Origin of the sequence: Paenibacillus pedocola, assembly GCF_031599675.1 — a bacterium.
In the GTDB taxonomy this organism is placed as follows: domain Bacteria; phylum Bacillota; class Bacilli; order Paenibacillales; family Paenibacillaceae; genus Paenibacillus_AQ; species Paenibacillus_AQ pedocola.
Genome location: NZ_CP134223.1, coordinates 5,750,780 through 5,767,568 on the forward strand (window position 1 = coordinate 5,750,780; position 16,789 = coordinate 5,767,568).

Below are 16,789 nucleotides of genomic sequence, written 5' to 3' on the forward strand. Positions count from 1 at the left end.
GTAATGAAGTTATTGGTGGAGCCAAGCGGGATCGAACCGCTGACCTCCTGCTTGCAAGGCAGGCGCTCTCCCAGCTGAGCTATGGCCCCATAAAAGGTATGAAGTTATAATTGTTATATGGTGGGCCTTGGTGGACTCGAACCACCGACCTCACCCTTATCAGAGGTGCGCTCTAACCAACTGAGCTAAAAGCCCATATAACATATATAACATTTGAACCAACCAATGGAATGGTTGTCCGCTTGGCAGCGTCCTACTCTCCCAGGACCCTTCGGTCCAAGTACCATCGGCGCTGGAGGACTTAACGGTCGTGTTCGGGATGGGTACGTGTGGAACCCCTCCGCTATCGCCACCAAACGCATACGAAAGAGACTTGCTCTTTCAAAACTGAACACGAGTGAGTGTTTGAAGCTTTTTGGAAGTTATACTTCCGATTTGAATGTCACCGTTGCAGGTGACGATTCTCCATAGAAAGGAGGTGATCCAGCCGCACCTTCCGATACGGCTACCTTGTTACGACTTCACCCCAATCATCTACCCCACCTTCGGCGGCTGGCTCCCTTGCGGGTTACCCCACCGACTTCGGGTGTTGTAAACTCTCGTGGTGTGACGGGCGGTGTGTACAAGACCCGGGAACGTATTCACCGCGGCATGCTGATCCGCGATTACTAGCAATTCCGACTTCATGCAGGCGAGTTGCAGCCTGCAATCCGAACTGAGACCGGCTTTGCTGGGATTGGCTCCACCTCGCGGCTTCGCTTCCCGTTGTACCGGCCATTGTAGTACGTGTGTAGCCCAGGTCATAAGGGGCATGATGATTTGACGTCATCCCCACCTTCCTCCGGTTTGTCACCGGCAGTCACTCTAGAGTGCCCAGCACTACCTGCTGGCAACTAAAGTCAAGGGTTGCGCTCGTTGCGGGACTTAACCCAACATCTCACGACACGAGCTGACGACAACCATGCACCACCTGTCTCCTCTGTCCCGAAGGCCGCCTCTATCTCTAGAGGATTCAGAGGGATGTCAAGACCTGGTAAGGTTCTTCGCGTTGCTTCGAATTAAACCACATACTCCACTGCTTGTGCGGGTCCCCGTCAATTCCTTTGAGTTTCAGTCTTGCGACCGTACTCCCCAGGCGGAGTGCTTACTGTGTTAACTTCGGCACCAAGGGTATCGAAACCCCTAACACCTAGCACTCATCGTTTACGGCGTGGACTACCAGGGTATCTAATCCTGTTTGCTCCCCACGCTTTCGCGCCTCAGCGTCAGTTACAGCCCAGAAAGTCGCCTTCGCCACTGGTGTTCCTCCACATATCTACGCATTTCACCGCTACACGTGGAATTCCACTTTCCTCTTCTGTACTCAAGCCATCCAGTTTCCAGTGCGACCCCAGGTTGAGCCCAAGGTTTAAACACCAGACTTAAATAGCCGCCTGCGCGCGCTTTACGCCCAATAATTCCGGACAACGCTTGCCCCCTACGTATTACCGCGGCTGCTGGCACGTAGTTAGCCGGGGCTTTCTTCTCAGGTACCGTCACTCCGGTAGCAGTTACTCTACCGGACGTTCTTCCCTGGCAACAGAGCTTTACGATCCGAAAACCTTCATCACTCACGCGGCGTTGCTCCGTCAGGCTTTCGCCCATTGCGGAAGATTCCCTACTGCTGCCTCCCGTAGGAGTCTGGGCCGTGTCTCAGTCCCAGTGTGGCCGTTCACCCTCTCAGGTCGGCTACGCATCGTCGCCTTGGTGAGCCGTTACCTCACCAACTAGCTAATGCGCCGCAGGCCCATCCCTTAGTAGCAGATTGCTCCGCCTTTCATCCTTTCCTCATGAGAGAAAAGGAATTATCCGGTATTAGCTACCGTTTCCGGTAGTTATCCCAGTCTGAGGGGTAGGTTGCCTACGTGTTACTCACCCGTCCGCCGCTAAGCTTACCCCGAAGGATAAGCTCCGCTCGACTTGCATGTATTAGGCACGCCGCCAGCGTTCGTCCTGAGCCAGGATCAAACTCTCCAAATTGGTATTTAGAAAGAGCGATTGCTCATTTTGAAACATCTGACGAGAATTTGCATTCTCTAATTTTGGATCTCACTTTCGTGATCTCCCACTCACTCGTTGTTCAGTTTTCAAAGATCAACGTCTCTCTTTTTAACACTTCGCCGCGTTTCAGCAGCGACCTTTATAATATATCACAGTGTTTATCGTTTTGGCAAGTGTTTTTTTGAAAAAAGTTATTTTTCATTTTTTCTTGCCGTGCAGCTACTATTCAAACATCGAAAAGGAGCGCGAGATATAATGTATCACGGACGCTCCCTTTTAGTCAACCTATTTGATTAAATTAATAGCCAAGCACACAAACTTGTGAGCAGCAGCTTATTATTTCAATGTTTGAACTGGGATGAACGGCCGCCCCACGCATACTTCGACAACTCTTTCTGCGGAGCAAAACGCGCGTACATGCGGAATACGGTTTTATATCGGTTGGCAATGGCATGCCTGATATTCTGGTCCAAACGCTGATCACTTAAATCAAGGAGCATCTCGTCAAGCTCTTTTCTTAAAACATAGTCCAGCTCCTTGCACTCCTTCTCATTGAACAACATTCCCAACATATGCTTGGCCTCCTTCGTGGTATTTTAAGATCAAAACCTAAAACGCTGCTGTTTGTGTGATAGAAGTTAGTCCATTTGGTGGGAAAAGCTGTGAATATGCCTGTTACACTAAATTAACCGGAGCACAAGAGCTATAACCATAATCTCCAAAATTCCCTTATGGCCTCGCCGCCTATGCCTGCGTGTCGTGTTGTCAGGATCCCCCAAATTCGAATGGCTTTAATGTTATGCTCATTTCCCTGAATTTTTATGATAAAAGAGACAACGTAATTGTACTTTCAATAATTGCAGCAATGAACAAAAGGATTATAATCCACACCGACGCTGTAAATGTCTGCCGCATAAACCCGGACCAGCTAAGGTTTCCCTGTTCTTTTCCGCGGGATGGGCTGAATAAGCTGAGTATCACTTTACCGCCAAAATGAAGGCCAAAAGCACAAGCGATGATTATTGCCGGTATCTCGATAATTCCGTGAGGAAGCAGTCCCTTTACTATCAGCTGAAATAGATCCTGTCCCTGCATAGCTGACAAATGAATCAAGTAGCCGATAACGCCTCCGTTAATCAGTAAGAATACAGCCGGTATGAGTCCGAACAGTGCACCCAGAAAGATAACCACTACACTTTTGATGCTGTTGTTCGCAAAGATAAATATGAAAAAACTCCACTGCGGGTGCTCTGAATCTCTGAGATTCCCGCTGATCTCACTTAATCCCTCTAACTGCTGGGCGAGCAGCTTCTGCAGACTTCCGGTACCTATCCAGCCGAGCACTCCTCCTGCTAGGAATAGAATCAGCGCAACCAGCAAGGTTTTGCGGATTGTGCCTAAATCTTTGACAAATGTTGAAAATGAAAACATAGGTTCCTCCTATAAGTTATTAATGCGATTTGTGAGACGGATGAGGTCATAAGCGGTAGGTACGAGCATACATTTAGAACAAACAAGCCATTTCGCATGGGAGAGGAGCGCTGCAAGTATGAATTCTTTTTATGTATTCAGCGGCAAAAAGATAAAACGGTTCATTTATATCTTTGCCGCTGCGCTTCTTGCCGCTGGTGTTGTGTATGTCGAGAGGGGCAATATTACCGTTTTTTCGGATTCGACGGCCCCGTCTGCGATTTACAGTGTACCAACGGAGAAGAAGCTGATCGCCTTAACCTTTGACATTAGCTGGGGTGAAAAGAGGCCTGAACCGATTCTAAAGGTGCTGGAGGACAAAAAAGTAGATAAGGCTACCTTCTTCCTCTCCTCGCCCTGGAGCAAAACGCACCCGGAAATTGTTACGAGTATTAAAGAGGCAGGATTTGAAATCGGCAGCCACGGCCATAAGCATGTTAACTACAGCACTTTGAGCAACGAGGAGATCCGTACTCAAATCTCAACAGCTCATACCGTCTTAACCGAGTTAACGGGTAAAGAACCGAATTTGATCCGTATGCCGAATGGCGATTTTGATAAAAGAGTGCTTCAGGTGGCCAGCGATCTGGGCTACAAGGTCATCCAGTGGGATACCGACTCCCTTGACTGGAAAAACATCGGTGTAGATAATATCGTAAAGCGCGTAACCAGCAAAGCCCATCCTGGAGATATTGTTCTGCTCCATGCCAGCGATTCCTGCAAACAGACACATGAGGCGCTTCCGCTTATTATCGACAATCTCCGCAGTCAAGGCTATGAATTCGTGACGGTGTCTGAATTGATCAGCCAGAGCAGTGCCGACGGTACAGAAGTCCGGGATTCCGCATCACTGAATGAAGGGCTGGAAGACGCCGCAGGACTATAATTTCGTAAACCGCTCAGTACCGCAAGTTGTCTGGCAGAACCTTTATCAGTGGCGCGGGGATATGAGCTCTGAAATCTCTGGTGTGGGGGTATCCAGCTTCGGATAACTCAGGTCAAGGCTTTCCAGTGTCTTCACCACGATAGCCAAAGCCAGATAATTGCGGTACCAACGGTGATTGGCCGGTATCCAATACCACGGAGCTTCTTCTGTGCCTGTCTCACGAAAAACATCTTCATAAGCCTTTTGATAATCATTCCAGTATTGCCGCTCCTGCAGATCACTGACATCGAATTTCCAATGTTTGGTCGGATCCTGGAGCCGCTCCTGAATCTTCTCTAGCTGCTTCTCCTTAGAAATATGCAAAAAGAGCTTGATTATCGTCGTTCCCTCTTCCACCAGCATTTCTTCGAACTGGCGGATGTAGCGGAACCGCCGTTTCATGTCATCCTTTTTCAGACTTCCGTGCACACGCGGCACCAGCACATCCTCATAATGAGAGCGGTTGAAGGCAGCGATGTAGCCTTTCGGCGGAGTCTTCATATGCACTCTCCACAGGAAATCGTGAGCCTCCTCCTCCAGCGAGGGCTTTTTGAAGCTCGTAACGATAAAGCCCTGCGGATTAATACCAGAGAAAATATGCTTTACTGTTCCGTCTTTCCCGCTTGAATCCATCCCTTGAAGTATCACAAGCAGGGAGTGCTTCTTCTGTGCGAACAGAATATCCTGCAGCTCGGCAAGGCGCTTCTTGAGCTTCTCCATCTTTGCCTCTGCTTCCTCTTTGGAATTAAAGTCGCCGCTTTCATCCGGATCAAGCCTGCTCAGGATTTTATCACTTGTGTCTTTTATCATATAGCGCTTAATGTTCATATATGCCCCTCCTCAAAGTTTTGCTGGCCGGATTCCAGACAAGGCCGACTGTGAAATCTCAGGTGCATGTTATGTAAGCTGTTCCTTAAGATTAACCTTCTTGTTTTGATTTTAATCGCTGCTGGAATGAACAAGAAAAAACTTATATTTGAACAAAAACCCCGGCTCCTTGGAGTGCCGGGGTTTTTCGCTGAATTCGATTATAACGGCGGCTTCGGCTTTAGAATGCGGTGCAATCTTAAAATCTGGAATGCATTGCAGGCAATCAGCGGAACAACAATAAATACAGTCGCACTGTCAACACCTATCTGAAGTACACCTACCGTCTCTACAATGGTGATGGCTGTCATAAAGAAAAAAGTCGGAACTGCGGCGGTTGTGTTCGTGCTCCGCACTTTGAAGTAGGTCACTATGAGGGCTGTGAGCAGAATTCCAATTCCCAGGATCAGATCAGATACACCATTCCTGTCTCCACCGACAAAGGTACGCAGAAAGACAAGTTCAAGCAATGCCAGAACAGCCAATACTAATTGTATGTACTGCCAAGCTTTACGGGGAAATACGCCGATGCCCATGTAATTAAGGATCAGATAGGCGAAAAAACCCAGCTGCGCGTAAACGCTAACAAGCATCCCGTAACCAAGAAGAATCAGCGGGTAAATGAGCAGATCTGCTGTGCTTTTAAATTCAATTCCGCCATTTACAGCTTGCAGCAGCAATCCGGCCAGAACAGCCGTGGCAGCACCAATTAAAAGTGTGGTCCAGAATAAATGATACCATTTTCTTATACTCAGCCACTCCACCTCCCCTGTGTGATTTATTTTACCAAGGTTGCCGTCAAAAAACCATTGCGCTGTAACATAACCTGTGTGACCGTGCGGCATACTACAGTCAGGATTCCTATAAAGGAGGGCAGCGCCAATGAAGTGGAGGAGTTTGTTGTCAGGGAGCTTGGCATTAAGCTTAGTTTTCGCCTTAACAGCCTGCGGAGGGGAACAGAGCAGTTCTTCCAGCCAGATGGGATATAAGGAAATGAAGACGATGGTTGTCGATATATTAAAAAGCGATGAAGGAAAAAAGGCGGTCGAAGAAGCGCTGAGCTCGAGCTCCGGCTCCGAAGGAGGCAGCGTCAGCGGAATGAGCATGAAAATGATGCCGCTCCAAACCACGGAACAGATCCGGATAGCAGTTAAAGATACAATTACTGCTCCGGAATATCAAAAAGAAATCGAAAAAATCATGACCGATCCGACTTTCGCCGGTGAATTCGCCAAGGCCATTAACAGCCAAAGCAAAGAGCTTCATCTTCAGCTGATTAAGGATCCCACATATCAAAAATCCATTGAAGAAATCATGAAATCACCTGAAATGATGAAAATGTTTCTAGACCTTACTAAGACCTCAGATTACCGTAAGCAATCTATGACCATTATGCAGGAAGCCATGCAAAACCCATTATTCCGCATGGAAGTGCTAAGTCTGTTAAAAACAGTTGTACAGGATGAGCTTCAGCCTAAGGTTCAGAAAAAGGGCGGAGATAAAGAAGGAGAATCTGGAGGCGGCAGTGACAGCTCTAAGCAGGATGGCGAAGGCGATTCCGGGTCTTAAACAAAAGAGGCATCCCCTTATGTGTTGGGGTATGCCTCTTTTTATGCGTTTTGCTTAGTTTATTGTTCATACTTGGCAATCAGCTTATCGGCAACCTCTGCAAACAGCTGTGCGGTCGGTGTTTCTGCTTTGTATACAGACGGCGAAAAATCGGGCTCAGAGATATGATTGTCCGGTGCGCCAAGCGGTACCTGGGCAAGCAGCTCCGTATGCAGCGTCTCCGCCAGCCTTGCTCCGCCCCCGCGGCCGAAAATATAATCCTTTTTGCCACAGGAGGAGCATTCATAATAAGCCATATTCTCGATAACACCAAGCACCTCATGGTCAGTCTGCAGCGCCATAGAGCCCGCTCTCGCGGCAACAAAGGCCGCCGTGGCATGCGGGGTGGTTACAATTATCTCTTTGCTGTGCGGAAGCATCTGGTGTACATCCAGCGCTACATCGCCCGTTCCAGGAGGAAGATCCAGCAGCATGTAATCAAGCTTACCCCAGCCCACATCGCTAAAGAACTGGCGGAGCATTTTGCCGAGCATCGGCCCTCTCCAGATTACCGGACTATTCTCACGGATGAAAAAGCCCATAGACATGACTTTGACTCCGAAACGTTCTACAGGAATTATCGTACCTTCTTCAACTATCGGCCCTTCCTCGATTCCCATCATATCCGGAATACTAAAGCCATAAATATCGGCATCGATCAGCCCAACTCTCTTGCCCTTACGTGCCAGTGCCACTGCGAGGTTAACCGTTACTGTCGATTTCCCTACACCGCCTTTACCACTGGCTACAGCAATGAAGTTTACACCGGACTTCTCATTGATCAATTCATGGCCCTCAAGACCCGCTGCATGTCCTTTGAGCCCTTCCCCCTGTTCTGTGTCCAGTTCGTCCTCAGAGCTCTCTCCGCGCAAAATAGAACGCTCATAATCGGTTGCATTGCGCAGCCGGATATGGACATTAGAGACCTCGCTTGCTGTAAGCAGGTCACGCACCCTCTGCTCCAGTTCCATCCGGCTTTTCTCATCTTCCTCAAGACAGATGACGGATAACGATACCCTATCCTCTTTGACCATTATGTCGCGGATCAACTGCAAATCAATAAGGCTTTTACCGGATTCCGGGTCTGTGAGCGGCTGCAAAAGTTCCTGAATTTGTTCCTTGGTCAGCATGGATAGCACCTCTGTTTCGTTCCGGACGGGTAAGGCTCCGGTTTTTTTGTCTATTATAGCATTACCCTCCTACAGATGAGTAGTCCCCGTCAGGGCTGCTCCGAGACGTACCGCAAAATCCCCCGGTAAATGCCCGTTGCCACTTTCCGCTGATACACATCGTCGCCAAGCAGGACTGACTCCTGCGGATGGGACAGGAACCCTACCTCAACCAGTGCAGCCGGCATTTTCAGCATTTTGAGCAGATACACCGTATTCACCGTTTTCGCCACACGGTCTGTATTCTCAAGAGTGCTCCGCAGCTCGTCCTGAACGAATCCGGCTAATGCCTTATTGCCTTCGTTGTTCGGAAAGTAAAAGGTCTGCGCTCCGCTCCAGCGGTTCGAAGGCACACTGTTCATATGCACACTGATAAAGAGGTCTGCCCCTTCCTCTTCAATACTTCTGACCCGCTGCTTCAGGTCCTCTGTCTTACGCTTGGAATACCCTTTAGTCCCCTCCTGGGCCAGGTCATAATCTCCCTCCCGTGTCATGACCACAATTGCTCCCGCCTGCTGCAAATAGTCACGCAGATAAAGGGAAACCGAGAGATTGATATCCTTCTCGATCAAGCCCTCCCGGCTGACCGCTCCCCCGTCGGGTCCTCCATGTCCGGCATCAATGGCGATAATTTTACCGGAAAGCGGCAGGCTCCAATAGTTCAGCGTCTTGGCGGTAGGCATATCATAAGCTATTATGCCGATCATCACAGCCAGAAGCACGGCTCCCAGAATACTTTTTCTAATACTGCTCCACGCGATCCAGACCGAGACCTTATCTTCCTTTCGGCCAGACATAGCAAAGACCCCCTCGTCCCGATAGATTCTACTCATCTATATGGGACAAGGGGGCCAAATAGTACTGGCTCTATAATTATTGATTATCGGGAAGTGACTTCCTGTGACATGCCTTCAATCAGAATCTCCGCAACCTCAGGGCGGGTAAATTCAGGAGGCGGGCACTTACCGTCACGCAGCAGCGCACGTACCTTCGTACCCGACAGAGTCAAATGCTGATCAGCCGGATGCGGGCATGTCTTACTTGAGGCCATATTTCCGCATTTGATGCAGAAGAAGCTGTGCTCGAAAAATAATGGAGTAATCCCAAGTTCCTCAGCAGTGAAGTTGCTGAAAATCTCCTGGGCTTCATACGTACCGTAGTAATCACCTACACCGGCATGGTCACGTCCAACTATAAAATGGGTGCAGCCGTAATTCTTACGCACCATTGCATGGAAAATCGCTTCTCTAGGACCAGCATAACGCATCGCTGCCGGAAAAACGCCCAGGAAGGTCCGGTCTCCCGGATAATAGTTCTCCAGGAGTGCCAAATAGCTCTTCATCCGCACATTGGCCGGAACATCATCAGATTTGGTCTCACCGACCAAAGGGTTCAAGAACAGTGCGTCTACAACCTCCATAGCACACTTCTGAATGTACTCATGAGCACGATGAACAGGATTACGCGTCTGGAAGCCTACAACGGTTCTCCAGCCCTTTTCAGCGAAGATCTTGCGCGTCTCTGCTGGATCGAAATAGAACTCTCCGAACTTCGCCGGCTGCGGACGGTTAAGAACTGTAATCGGGCCTCCCACATAAGTCGTTGGGCGAGCCAGGAGCTTGCTGACACCGGGATGCTCGGGATCCGTAGTTTTGAACACATTTTGTGCCTCAACCTGCTGGTTCACGCTGTAGATGCTCTCGATATCCAGCAAACCATAGATGACACCGTCTTCTTCACCAACCAGCGAGACAGTGTCGCCAACAGCAAGACCGGAAGCTACTTCATCTTGGACAGCCAAGGTAATCGGAATACTCCATACTGTACCATTGGATAGGCGCATACTGGTGACTACCGAATGATAGTCTTCTTCATTCAGAAAGCCGGTAAGTGGAGAAAATGCCCCGACACCAATGAGATCCAGATCGGATATTGTCCAAGTATTAATTGGAATTGATTTGTTGCCTGAAGCTTGCAGCAGCAATTGTTCCCGCTGCGCTCCCTCCACAATACGCTGAATCAGTGTTCCTCCGTGTGGAAGTATTGACGTCATCTAATTTCTCTCCTCCTGTGTCTTTACACTTTATATGAGTAGCTGATTTGCAGGTGATTATTTGTGAAGGCCGCATTCCGTTTTTTCTGAATTGGCCCATCTGCCGGCACGCGGATCTTCACCTGGCATTACAGCACGGGTGCATTGTTCACAGCCGATGCTCGGGAAGTTACGGTCATGCAGCGGGTTATACACTACATTGTTCTCACGGATATAGTTCCACACATCCTCAGATGTCCAGTTCGCAATCGGATTAAATTTTACAAGGCCAAATTTATAGTCGTACTCTACCTTTTTGGCGTTGGCACGGGTTGGTGCCTGATCGCGGCGGATGCCGGTAATCCATGCATCATACTGGGAAAGAATACGGGTGAGCGGCTCTACCTTGCGGATTGCACAGCACTGGTTCGGATCCACATTCCAAAGGGCCTCTCCATATTGCAGCGCTTGTTCCTCTACGGAGATCTGCGGCGAGACACGGACAAATTCCATTCCGTATTTATCAGCCATAATATCTCTTGTCTCATAAGTCTCTTTGAAGTGATAATCTGTATCCAGGTAAAACACATCCGTTGACGGACTAACTTTCTGAAGCATATCAACAAGCACTACATCTTCGGCACCGAAGCTGCAAGCAAAAGTTATATTAGGGAAGGTCTCTACTGCCCAGCGGATAATGTCTTCCGGAGAAGCATTCTCCAGTTCCTCAGCCTTAACTTTGATCAAATCTTCTTTCTCAAGCAGATTCATAATCCTATTCCTCCATCCTGGTATTAAAACATCCAATCCCGTCAATTCCAACTATTCTTATATGGAATAGTATAAGGCATCCGGGGCCGAAGTCAATGGTTTTTTCCATTTTGGTTGAAAGTTTTGAATGTGGAGAATGATGCGCAAAAAAGCCTCGAAGCTAAATGGCCAGAGGCTTAATTTGCTTGATATGGTATCTGTATGAATCACGGGACTGTATATGGTATTTCATAGGAAGTAAATTATTCTTTCGTGGTCCCTGACCGATTTGAAAATGCCAATTCAAATAATCCGGTAGCTGACAATCCCGCCAGTCCCCCCGCCCATAGCCGCAACGTCAGAGCAAGGTCAGTAAACGGATAGGCTGCAAGACCAATCAATAGACCTGTAGCCAGTCCCATAAAAGGAATTAGTTTTTTAGCCATCCTAATATTAGATTTCAATAACTGCACGACAGCTAGTACAAACACTGCCAGCACCGAAGCAAACGCCAGGACATCGTTTAAATTGTCCATTATTCATCCTCCTTCTCAATCGTTTGCAGCCTTTGCTCAAATGATTTGATATTCGTCTCATTGTCAGCAATAAGTTTCAACAGATTCCGACGTAGCCTGCTGACCGCTATAGCTGCCTCCTCGCGTGTAATTCCGGAGCCAGGCCGGGTACCGTCGAAATAGCCATTTATCTGCATTTCCTCCCAAGCCTCTGCCGCCCACGTGCTAACCTTGTGAATATCACGTTCTATGACCATCTCCTCCTCGGATGGTTTCAGTGCTGGAATTGCAGTGTTCCACCACCCCTCATTCCCGTAAGACTCGTTGAGGTCGAGTGCAACCGCAGTTCCGTCTACCCGGGTATTGTTTTTGTATTGATAAAGGTCTGCTTTAACCGATTTTTTTCCGCCGCTCCAGGCATAGGTCTGCCAAAAATGGCGTCCAGCTCCGCGCTTAGCCATAGCTTCAATTACAGCATAAGAGCCGTAAACACCGATAGCGTACCCCGGAATCTCCGCGGCTGCAGCTTTAAGATAGGATTCGATTTTGTCGTAATCCCCGCTGCCTGAATCATAATCAACAGCAAAATAAATAGCGCTGCCGCCCGGTTGGGCAATCTTCAGCGCCTCCTGATATGCCTCTTTGCCATCTACAGTTCCCGCGGCAGTTCCGCCTGCCGGACGGTTAGGCGTGGTTTCAAACACCGAAACAATGTGCATGCCTGCGTCTGTTATCCTCTCCGCCTCTGTCCGCGTCAATCTCTTCCAGGTCAGCCGTTCCGGCACTAAATAACGTGCTGCAAATTTATGGCCTGATGCTGCCAGCACTCGTGCCGCCTCTGCAGTTAGAGGTGTGGCACAATCAATCCCTTTACTAGCCATCCTATCCCCCTCCTATAAAAATGTATCCGATTATCACAAAGATCGTTCCGCCCAGCACATACTTCAAAAGGTCCATCCAAAACTTCCGCTCTGCCTGAGTGTCTTTCCCTGATTGCTGCAGCAGCATAAATATTCGGTTCTCTAACTGATCAAATTTGCCCATAATGGCGTTGAACTGCAGTTTCATTTCGATAGTCGATTCCTTAATTTGTTTGATATTTTCTTCGTGGCGGTGATCGTTCTCTTCTAACAGCTTCAATTTAGTGTGCGCAGTGGCATTCTCATCCGCTAACCGCGTAAACTCTGCCGCCAAGCCCTGCAACTGTTCTTCAACAACTTGCAGCCTTTGCATAGGCATCACATCACTACCCCCTCCTCTGCCTTGTCCTCCCCCGTCTGACATGGTAATTGCCCCCTCTCTGTATCTATGGTTGTAAAAATATCTCCCGGAGATCCGAGGACAAAATAAAAACGCCTCTATGGGCGCCAGCGTTAAATCTATTCCACAGGCAATGGATCTCCGTCTTCATTTAAGTCACTCGCGGCCAGATAGGACTTCACTTCCGGTTGCAGTTTGGTCGGGACCTGCGCGAAAGCAATCAGCCCCTTAATAATCACCGCGCATAGATAGCAGACATGGTATCACCTCCCCTCATAAGGAGAATACCAGCGGATACCAGCAGCGGGCCAGCCTGTTACGCATTGTCATCAAGTAGCGCCTGGACCTCATTGCGGATCACAGTCGGCACCTGCTCGATTGTCTTAAGTCCCTTGTTGATCAAGCTTGCATATATCTGCGGCATTATACATCACCTCCGATCAGTGGCAGTACCAACTCGTACAGGTCTACGAGCGCCAGTTGCGCACTGGTCGCCTCGTTCTGAGAGGACAGCAATTGCTCATATGTGTCCGTTAAAGCTATTTGTGTTTGTACCAGCTCCTCCCGGACCTGTTCGATCTCCGTCCGCTTCGGCGGCTTGTTTGCTTCGGCTTCATGGTAGGCTTCCCAGGCAGCCACAAGCTCGGCATCTGTCGGCTGCGGCTCTTCCAGCCCCCAATAGGCGATAAATGGGCCACGCTCTACCAGATAATAGTCCTCGTCCTTTGTCAATAGGTTGTAGTCTATGCCGAAGCGGTAATGGAGGTTCTCGGTAGGTTCTTCGCCGTCTTCTGGCTGTTTGATCTCATACCGGACAAGGCCTTTCTCTTCGGCTCCGGGGAACAAAACAGGTTCCGGTCCGTTGTCCTGTACGGTGAAATCTCTCATTGGGTTAGCGTCCGGGTATAGGTACATGATTGCTAGTGCTATATTCATTCGTTTTCCCTCCTTACGCTATTTGTGTAACTCCGAAATTCGACAATGGGCTTCCCGTGCTTGTTGTCATGCTAATCCCATCCGCATAAGCGTATAGCTCAACGTAGTCTCCAGCCGCTAAGAACGCATGAGTAGCACCCTGTACGTATAATGCGCCTGCTGTGCCTGAATTAGCATATGATCCCAAATCTAATTGCCTGTTCCCATTTAAATATGCTGCTAAAGTTATATGAGTACCCGCTGGTGAAGCCGCATTTGCAACCGCACCAGATATTAAATACCACCCTGCCTTTTTAGCGGTGAATCTAAAGGTTGAAGTGCTATATTCACCCAACATATCATTAACAATTGTATTGAACTGTAGCTTGGTAAACGTATTCGCCGCAAGAGTATGCCCGCTAGTAATTATAGTCCGCACTGCACTTCTGCTGAATGTCGTGTTATCTCCCCATGGGTTAAGGACACCGCCATAGGTCAAGAGTCCGTTATCGCTTGAATCTCCGGCAGTTCCAGTTAAGCGTGTCCCTGCCGCCGTGACACAAGAACCGAGAGTGCCTCTATTTCCCCAGGTATTCCCAGACCCTGAGAAATTCTCTATATACGCAACGCTGGCATTAACGGCGCTAACACCAGCGAATTTGTTGGAGAAATTGCACCCAGTCGCTCGGATATTGCTTAGATTAATGTCTATGCCATTACCCGAGGAAGCTACCGTGCTATTAAACGCATTGACCTGTGCCCCAATACAACAGGTAACGGTAACGGCTGTTGTGTTACCTGGAGTCAAACAGTTAAAGCCGGTGGCGTCTACGTAACAGGTATTTCCGTACATAACTAGTGAATGTATGTTTCTTGATGTCGATGGTGAGACATCCCCTACGAGTTTGATTTGTCCAGTCCCATAAAAGCCCCTAAATTCCACAACTTCTGTATAGGTTCCGACGGCAACATTCACAACAACCGTATGATTGACAGCTTTGGGAATCAAGCTAACAGCTTTCGTTATCGTCTTAAATGCCCCTGCCACCGTATTTGTCAGACCCGTATTATTATCATTACCATCTGTACGGACATAATAGGTAATGTCACCGTTTGTTTCAAGTACTACAGGATTGTCTTGTACGCCAGGCACACTAAACATCAGTTTTCCAACAGTATTTACCGCTAAGGTTCTATCTCTTGGAACATTAGCGGAATCGCGATATTGGTATTTCAAAACTTTTGACCATGAATTTGCCACACTAGCTGTGGACATGATGATATCCCCTGTCATTGTTCCCCCGGTCTTCGAAAGCGCAGCGTCTAGCTGCCCCTGAATCCCACTTGTCACCCCATCCAGATAACCAAACTCCGTATTGGACACAACACCTGTCCCGATCTTGGAAGCATCAATTGCCGCAGTAGCATTGACATCAGCATTGACGATAGCTCCGGCAGTGATCGCCGCTGTTCCGGTTCCCGCAGCCATTGTAATATCCCCCGAGATTGCCGGGAGACGCGCCGCAGGCAGCGTGCCGCTGGAAAGATCTCCGGCGGATCGTGTGGGCAGGTCAGCCAAGGAAGCCCCTGTCTTGCTGACTTTATTCCAGCCAATGGCTGCTGCAGCTGCAACATCAACGTCTGCGATGGCTGCAGTAGAGTTAACTTTTGCCCAGGAGATAGCTGCTGCAGAATTGATATCCGCGTCAACGATTGCCCCCGCTGTTATCGCCGCTGTACCCGTGCCAGCGGCCATTGTGATATCACCACTCACTGCAGGTAGGCGTGCTGCCGGCAAGGTGCCGCTGGTTAAGTCGGCTGCCGATTTTGTTCCTAAATCTGCAAGCGAAGATCCTGTTTTATTAATCTTAGACCAGCTGATGGCTGCGGCACTATTTACATCGGCATCGACTATGACACCTGGGGCAATGGCGGTGACACCGTCTCCCGAACTGGTAACGTCTCCGGTATGATTGGGATGTACGTAAGCATTGGCCCCTGCAGCTATGCCGTTAAGTTTTACTTTGTCAGCAGCAATCATAAAACCGTCAGTAGTCGTAGTCACATCTGCGTGTGCAGTTCCACCGGAGCCGATATGGGCAGTCAAATTAGTTTCAACAGCATTAGCTTTGGTTGAGGCATCACTAGCCGCCGCGCTTATGGCTGCTGCCTGAGCTGCATTTGCTTTTGTCGTTGCATCTGTGGCTGCTGCGGCTATTGCAGCTGCCTGAGCTGCCGAAGCTTTTGAACTGGCATCTGTCGCTGCCGTGGAAATGGCTGCATCGACTGTATCCTTGCGCGCAATATCAGCTGCAGCAGATGGGGCAGCTACCTGAGCACGTCCGGAAGCATCACGCTTTATAAGAGTTGAAGCTGTGGCTGCATTAGTCGCTGCGTCTAGGAGAGCTTTAATGGCTGCAATCGTCATACCCGGGAGTGTCCGCCAGGTTGCTCCGCCTGTAGTCTGTTTGATCATATTAGCCAGGCCGGAGAAAAGCGAAGTGATTGAACCGGTCTCCGTAGTCGGGGCAGTTGCATCGGATAAAGTACGGTTACCTGTTACCGTATCCGTAGCTGCCCCATCAGCAAGCTGCACTGTCCCGACAGCTTTATCCCCAATCTTCGCTTGCGTAACTGCCTTTGCCCCCAGCTGCGCTGTCCCTACTGAAGAGTCAGCCAAGCCCGCTGAAGTAATCTTAGGAGCATCCCCGGCTGCACCTGTATGCTTATGTCCCGTAAACAGGTCAAATTTAGCGTTAACATCTGATTCCCGGGCAAAGACAAGTGAATTATCAATGGTTGCCGTAATATTGGTCGCCGCACCCACGACTACAATGCAATCAAAAACCTTCTCGATGATATCCGTGCCACCGCCGGGGGCGATATAATCTGCTGTAACTCCCGAATTGGCATACGCATATAAAATCTCTCCAGCATCCGGATCCTGTGCGAAAACTCCCACCTCACGGAAATAAAATCCTGTAGTGACCTCCGCATTGGATAAGACTGCACCCACGATTACTTTGTTCGGCGATTGCGTCCGCAGTCTCTTGATAGGCAAGGTTTTCTTAGGTGAAATCAGTCCATTAAGCGCCGGTATAGACTGTCCGCTCAGTGAGCCGTCACCGACAGCAATCCTCGTATAATTAAGCTGTGTGCCCGCCTGTGCCTTACCTTGGAGTGCAAGGCCTTTGTTGGTTAGTGTCATACCGCCAAATACTGCCACGATAGTCCCTCC

Annotated in this window: 16 protein-coding genes, 2 tRNA genes and 2 rRNA genes; 2 read left to right on the plus strand and 18 right to left on the minus strand. The window is 49.0% G+C overall.

What is annotated here, in order from left to right; all coding sequences use genetic code 11:
• Nucleotides 1–13: 13 nt before the first annotated feature.
• From QU597_RS25495 to QU597_RS25520, 6 genes are all read right to left on the minus strand, one after another.
• A tRNA-Ala gene (locus QU597_RS25495) sits at nt 14–89 on the minus strand.
• A gap of 29 nt (nt 90–118) precedes the next feature.
• Nucleotides 119–195: transfer RNA gene (locus QU597_RS25500), tRNA-Ile, on the minus strand.
• Between the two features lie 45 nt (nt 196–240).
• Nucleotides 241–357 (minus strand): 5S ribosomal RNA (gene rrf / locus QU597_RS25505).
• 114 nt (nt 358–471) lie between these two features.
• Nucleotides 472–2,019, minus strand: a 16S ribosomal RNA gene (locus tag QU597_RS25510).
• A gap of 362 nt (nt 2,020–2,381) precedes the next feature.
• Nucleotides 2,382–2,612 carry a hypothetical protein gene (locus QU597_RS25515; protein ID WP_025336637.1) on the minus strand — a complete coding sequence of 77 codons (231 nt, stop codon included), beginning with the start codon at nt 2,610–2,612 and terminating at the stop codon, nt 2,382–2,384.
• A gap of 247 nt (nt 2,613–2,859) precedes the next feature.
• Nucleotides 2,860–3,471 (minus strand): stage II sporulation protein M, encoded by a 612-nt coding sequence (locus QU597_RS25520; protein WP_310830360.1) that lies wholly within the window; start codon nt 3,469–3,471, stop codon nt 2,860–2,862.
• 118 nt (nt 3,472–3,589) lie between these two features.
• Between QU597_RS25520 and pdaB the strand changes: the two genes are divergently transcribed.
• Nucleotides 3,590–4,396, plus strand: coding sequence for a polysaccharide deacetylase family sporulation protein PdaB (gene pdaB, locus QU597_RS25525; RefSeq protein ID WP_310830361.1), 807 nt, complete (start codon nt 3,590–3,592; stop codon nt 4,394–4,396).
• Between the two features lie 45 nt (nt 4,397–4,441).
• Here the strand turns inward: pdaB and QU597_RS25530 are convergent, their stop codons facing one another.
• Together QU597_RS25530 and QU597_RS25535 are read right to left on the minus strand one after the other, a co-directional pair.
• Entirely contained in the window at nt 4,442–5,263 is an 822-nt protein-coding gene (locus QU597_RS25530; RefSeq protein WP_310830362.1) for a PPK2 family polyphosphate kinase, read from the minus strand.
• A gap of 200 nt (nt 5,264–5,463) precedes the next feature.
• Nucleotides 5,464–6,057 (minus strand): KinB-signaling pathway activation protein, encoded by a 594-nt coding sequence (locus tag QU597_RS25535; protein WP_310833413.1) that lies wholly within the window; start codon nt 6,055–6,057, stop codon nt 5,464–5,466.
• A gap of 127 nt (nt 6,058–6,184) precedes the next feature.
• Between QU597_RS25535 and gerD the strand changes: the two genes are divergently transcribed.
• Nucleotides 6,185–6,871 (plus strand): spore germination lipoprotein GerD, encoded by a 687-nt coding sequence (gene gerD, locus QU597_RS25540; RefSeq protein ID WP_310830363.1) that lies wholly within the window; start codon nt 6,185–6,187, stop codon nt 6,869–6,871.
• A gap of 59 nt (nt 6,872–6,930) precedes the next feature.
• Here the strand turns inward: gerD and salA are convergent, their stop codons facing one another.
• The 10 genes from salA to QU597_RS25590 form a co-directional block, all read right to left on the minus strand.
• Complete coding sequence (salA, locus tag QU597_RS25545; protein WP_310830364.1) at nt 6,931–8,040, minus strand: iron-sulfur carrier protein/transcriptional regulator SalA; 1,110 nt, start codon at nt 8,038–8,040, stop codon at nt 6,931–6,933.
• Between the two features lie 89 nt (nt 8,041–8,129).
• On the minus strand, nt 8,130–8,876 hold the full coding sequence (gene cwlD / locus QU597_RS25550; protein WP_310830365.1) for an N-acetylmuramoyl-L-alanine amidase CwlD: 747 nt from the start codon (nt 8,874–8,876) through the stop codon (nt 8,130–8,132).
• An 83-nt stretch (nt 8,877–8,959) separates the two neighbouring features.
• On the minus strand, nt 8,960–10,132 hold the full coding sequence (sat, locus tag QU597_RS25555) for a sulfate adenylyltransferase (protein WP_310830366.1): 1,173 nt from the start codon (nt 10,130–10,132) through the stop codon (nt 8,960–8,962).
• Between the two features lie 57 nt (nt 10,133–10,189).
• Nucleotides 10,190–10,882, minus strand: a complete 693-nt coding sequence (locus QU597_RS25560; RefSeq protein ID WP_310830367.1) for a phosphoadenylyl-sulfate reductase — start codon at nt 10,880–10,882, stop codon at nt 10,190–10,192.
• Nucleotides 10,883–11,124: 242 nt separating this feature from the next.
• A complete protein-coding gene (locus tag QU597_RS25565) occupies nt 11,125–11,397 on the minus strand; it encodes a holin (protein WP_310830368.1) in 273 nt (90 codons plus the stop codon).
• On the minus strand, nt 11,397–12,257 hold the full coding sequence (locus QU597_RS25570; RefSeq protein WP_310830369.1) for a DUF1906 domain-containing protein: 861 nt from the start codon (nt 12,255–12,257) through the stop codon (nt 11,397–11,399). The genes QU597_RS25565 and QU597_RS25570 overlap by 1 nt, the downstream gene beginning before the upstream one ends.
• Before the next feature lies 1 nt (nt 12,258).
• The gene (locus QU597_RS25575; protein WP_310830370.1) at nt 12,259–12,660 is read right to left on the minus strand and encodes a hypothetical protein; all 402 of its coding nucleotides are present in this window, start codon (nt 12,658–12,660) and stop codon (nt 12,259–12,261) included.
• Between the two features lie 292 nt (nt 12,661–12,952).
• Complete coding sequence (locus QU597_RS25580; protein ID WP_310830371.1) at nt 12,953–13,060, minus strand: CD1375 family protein; 108 nt, start codon at nt 13,058–13,060, stop codon at nt 12,953–12,955.
• Nucleotides 13,060–13,572, minus strand: coding sequence for an XkdW family protein (locus tag QU597_RS25585; RefSeq protein WP_310830372.1), 513 nt, complete (start codon nt 13,570–13,572; stop codon nt 13,060–13,062). The genes QU597_RS25580 and QU597_RS25585 overlap by 1 nt, the downstream gene beginning before the upstream one ends.
• 13 nt (nt 13,573–13,585) lie before the next feature.
• Entirely contained in the window at nt 13,586–16,777 is a 3,192-nt protein-coding gene (locus tag QU597_RS25590; RefSeq protein WP_310830373.1) for a hypothetical protein, read from the minus strand.
• Between the last annotated feature and the right edge of the window lie 12 nt (nt 16,778–16,789).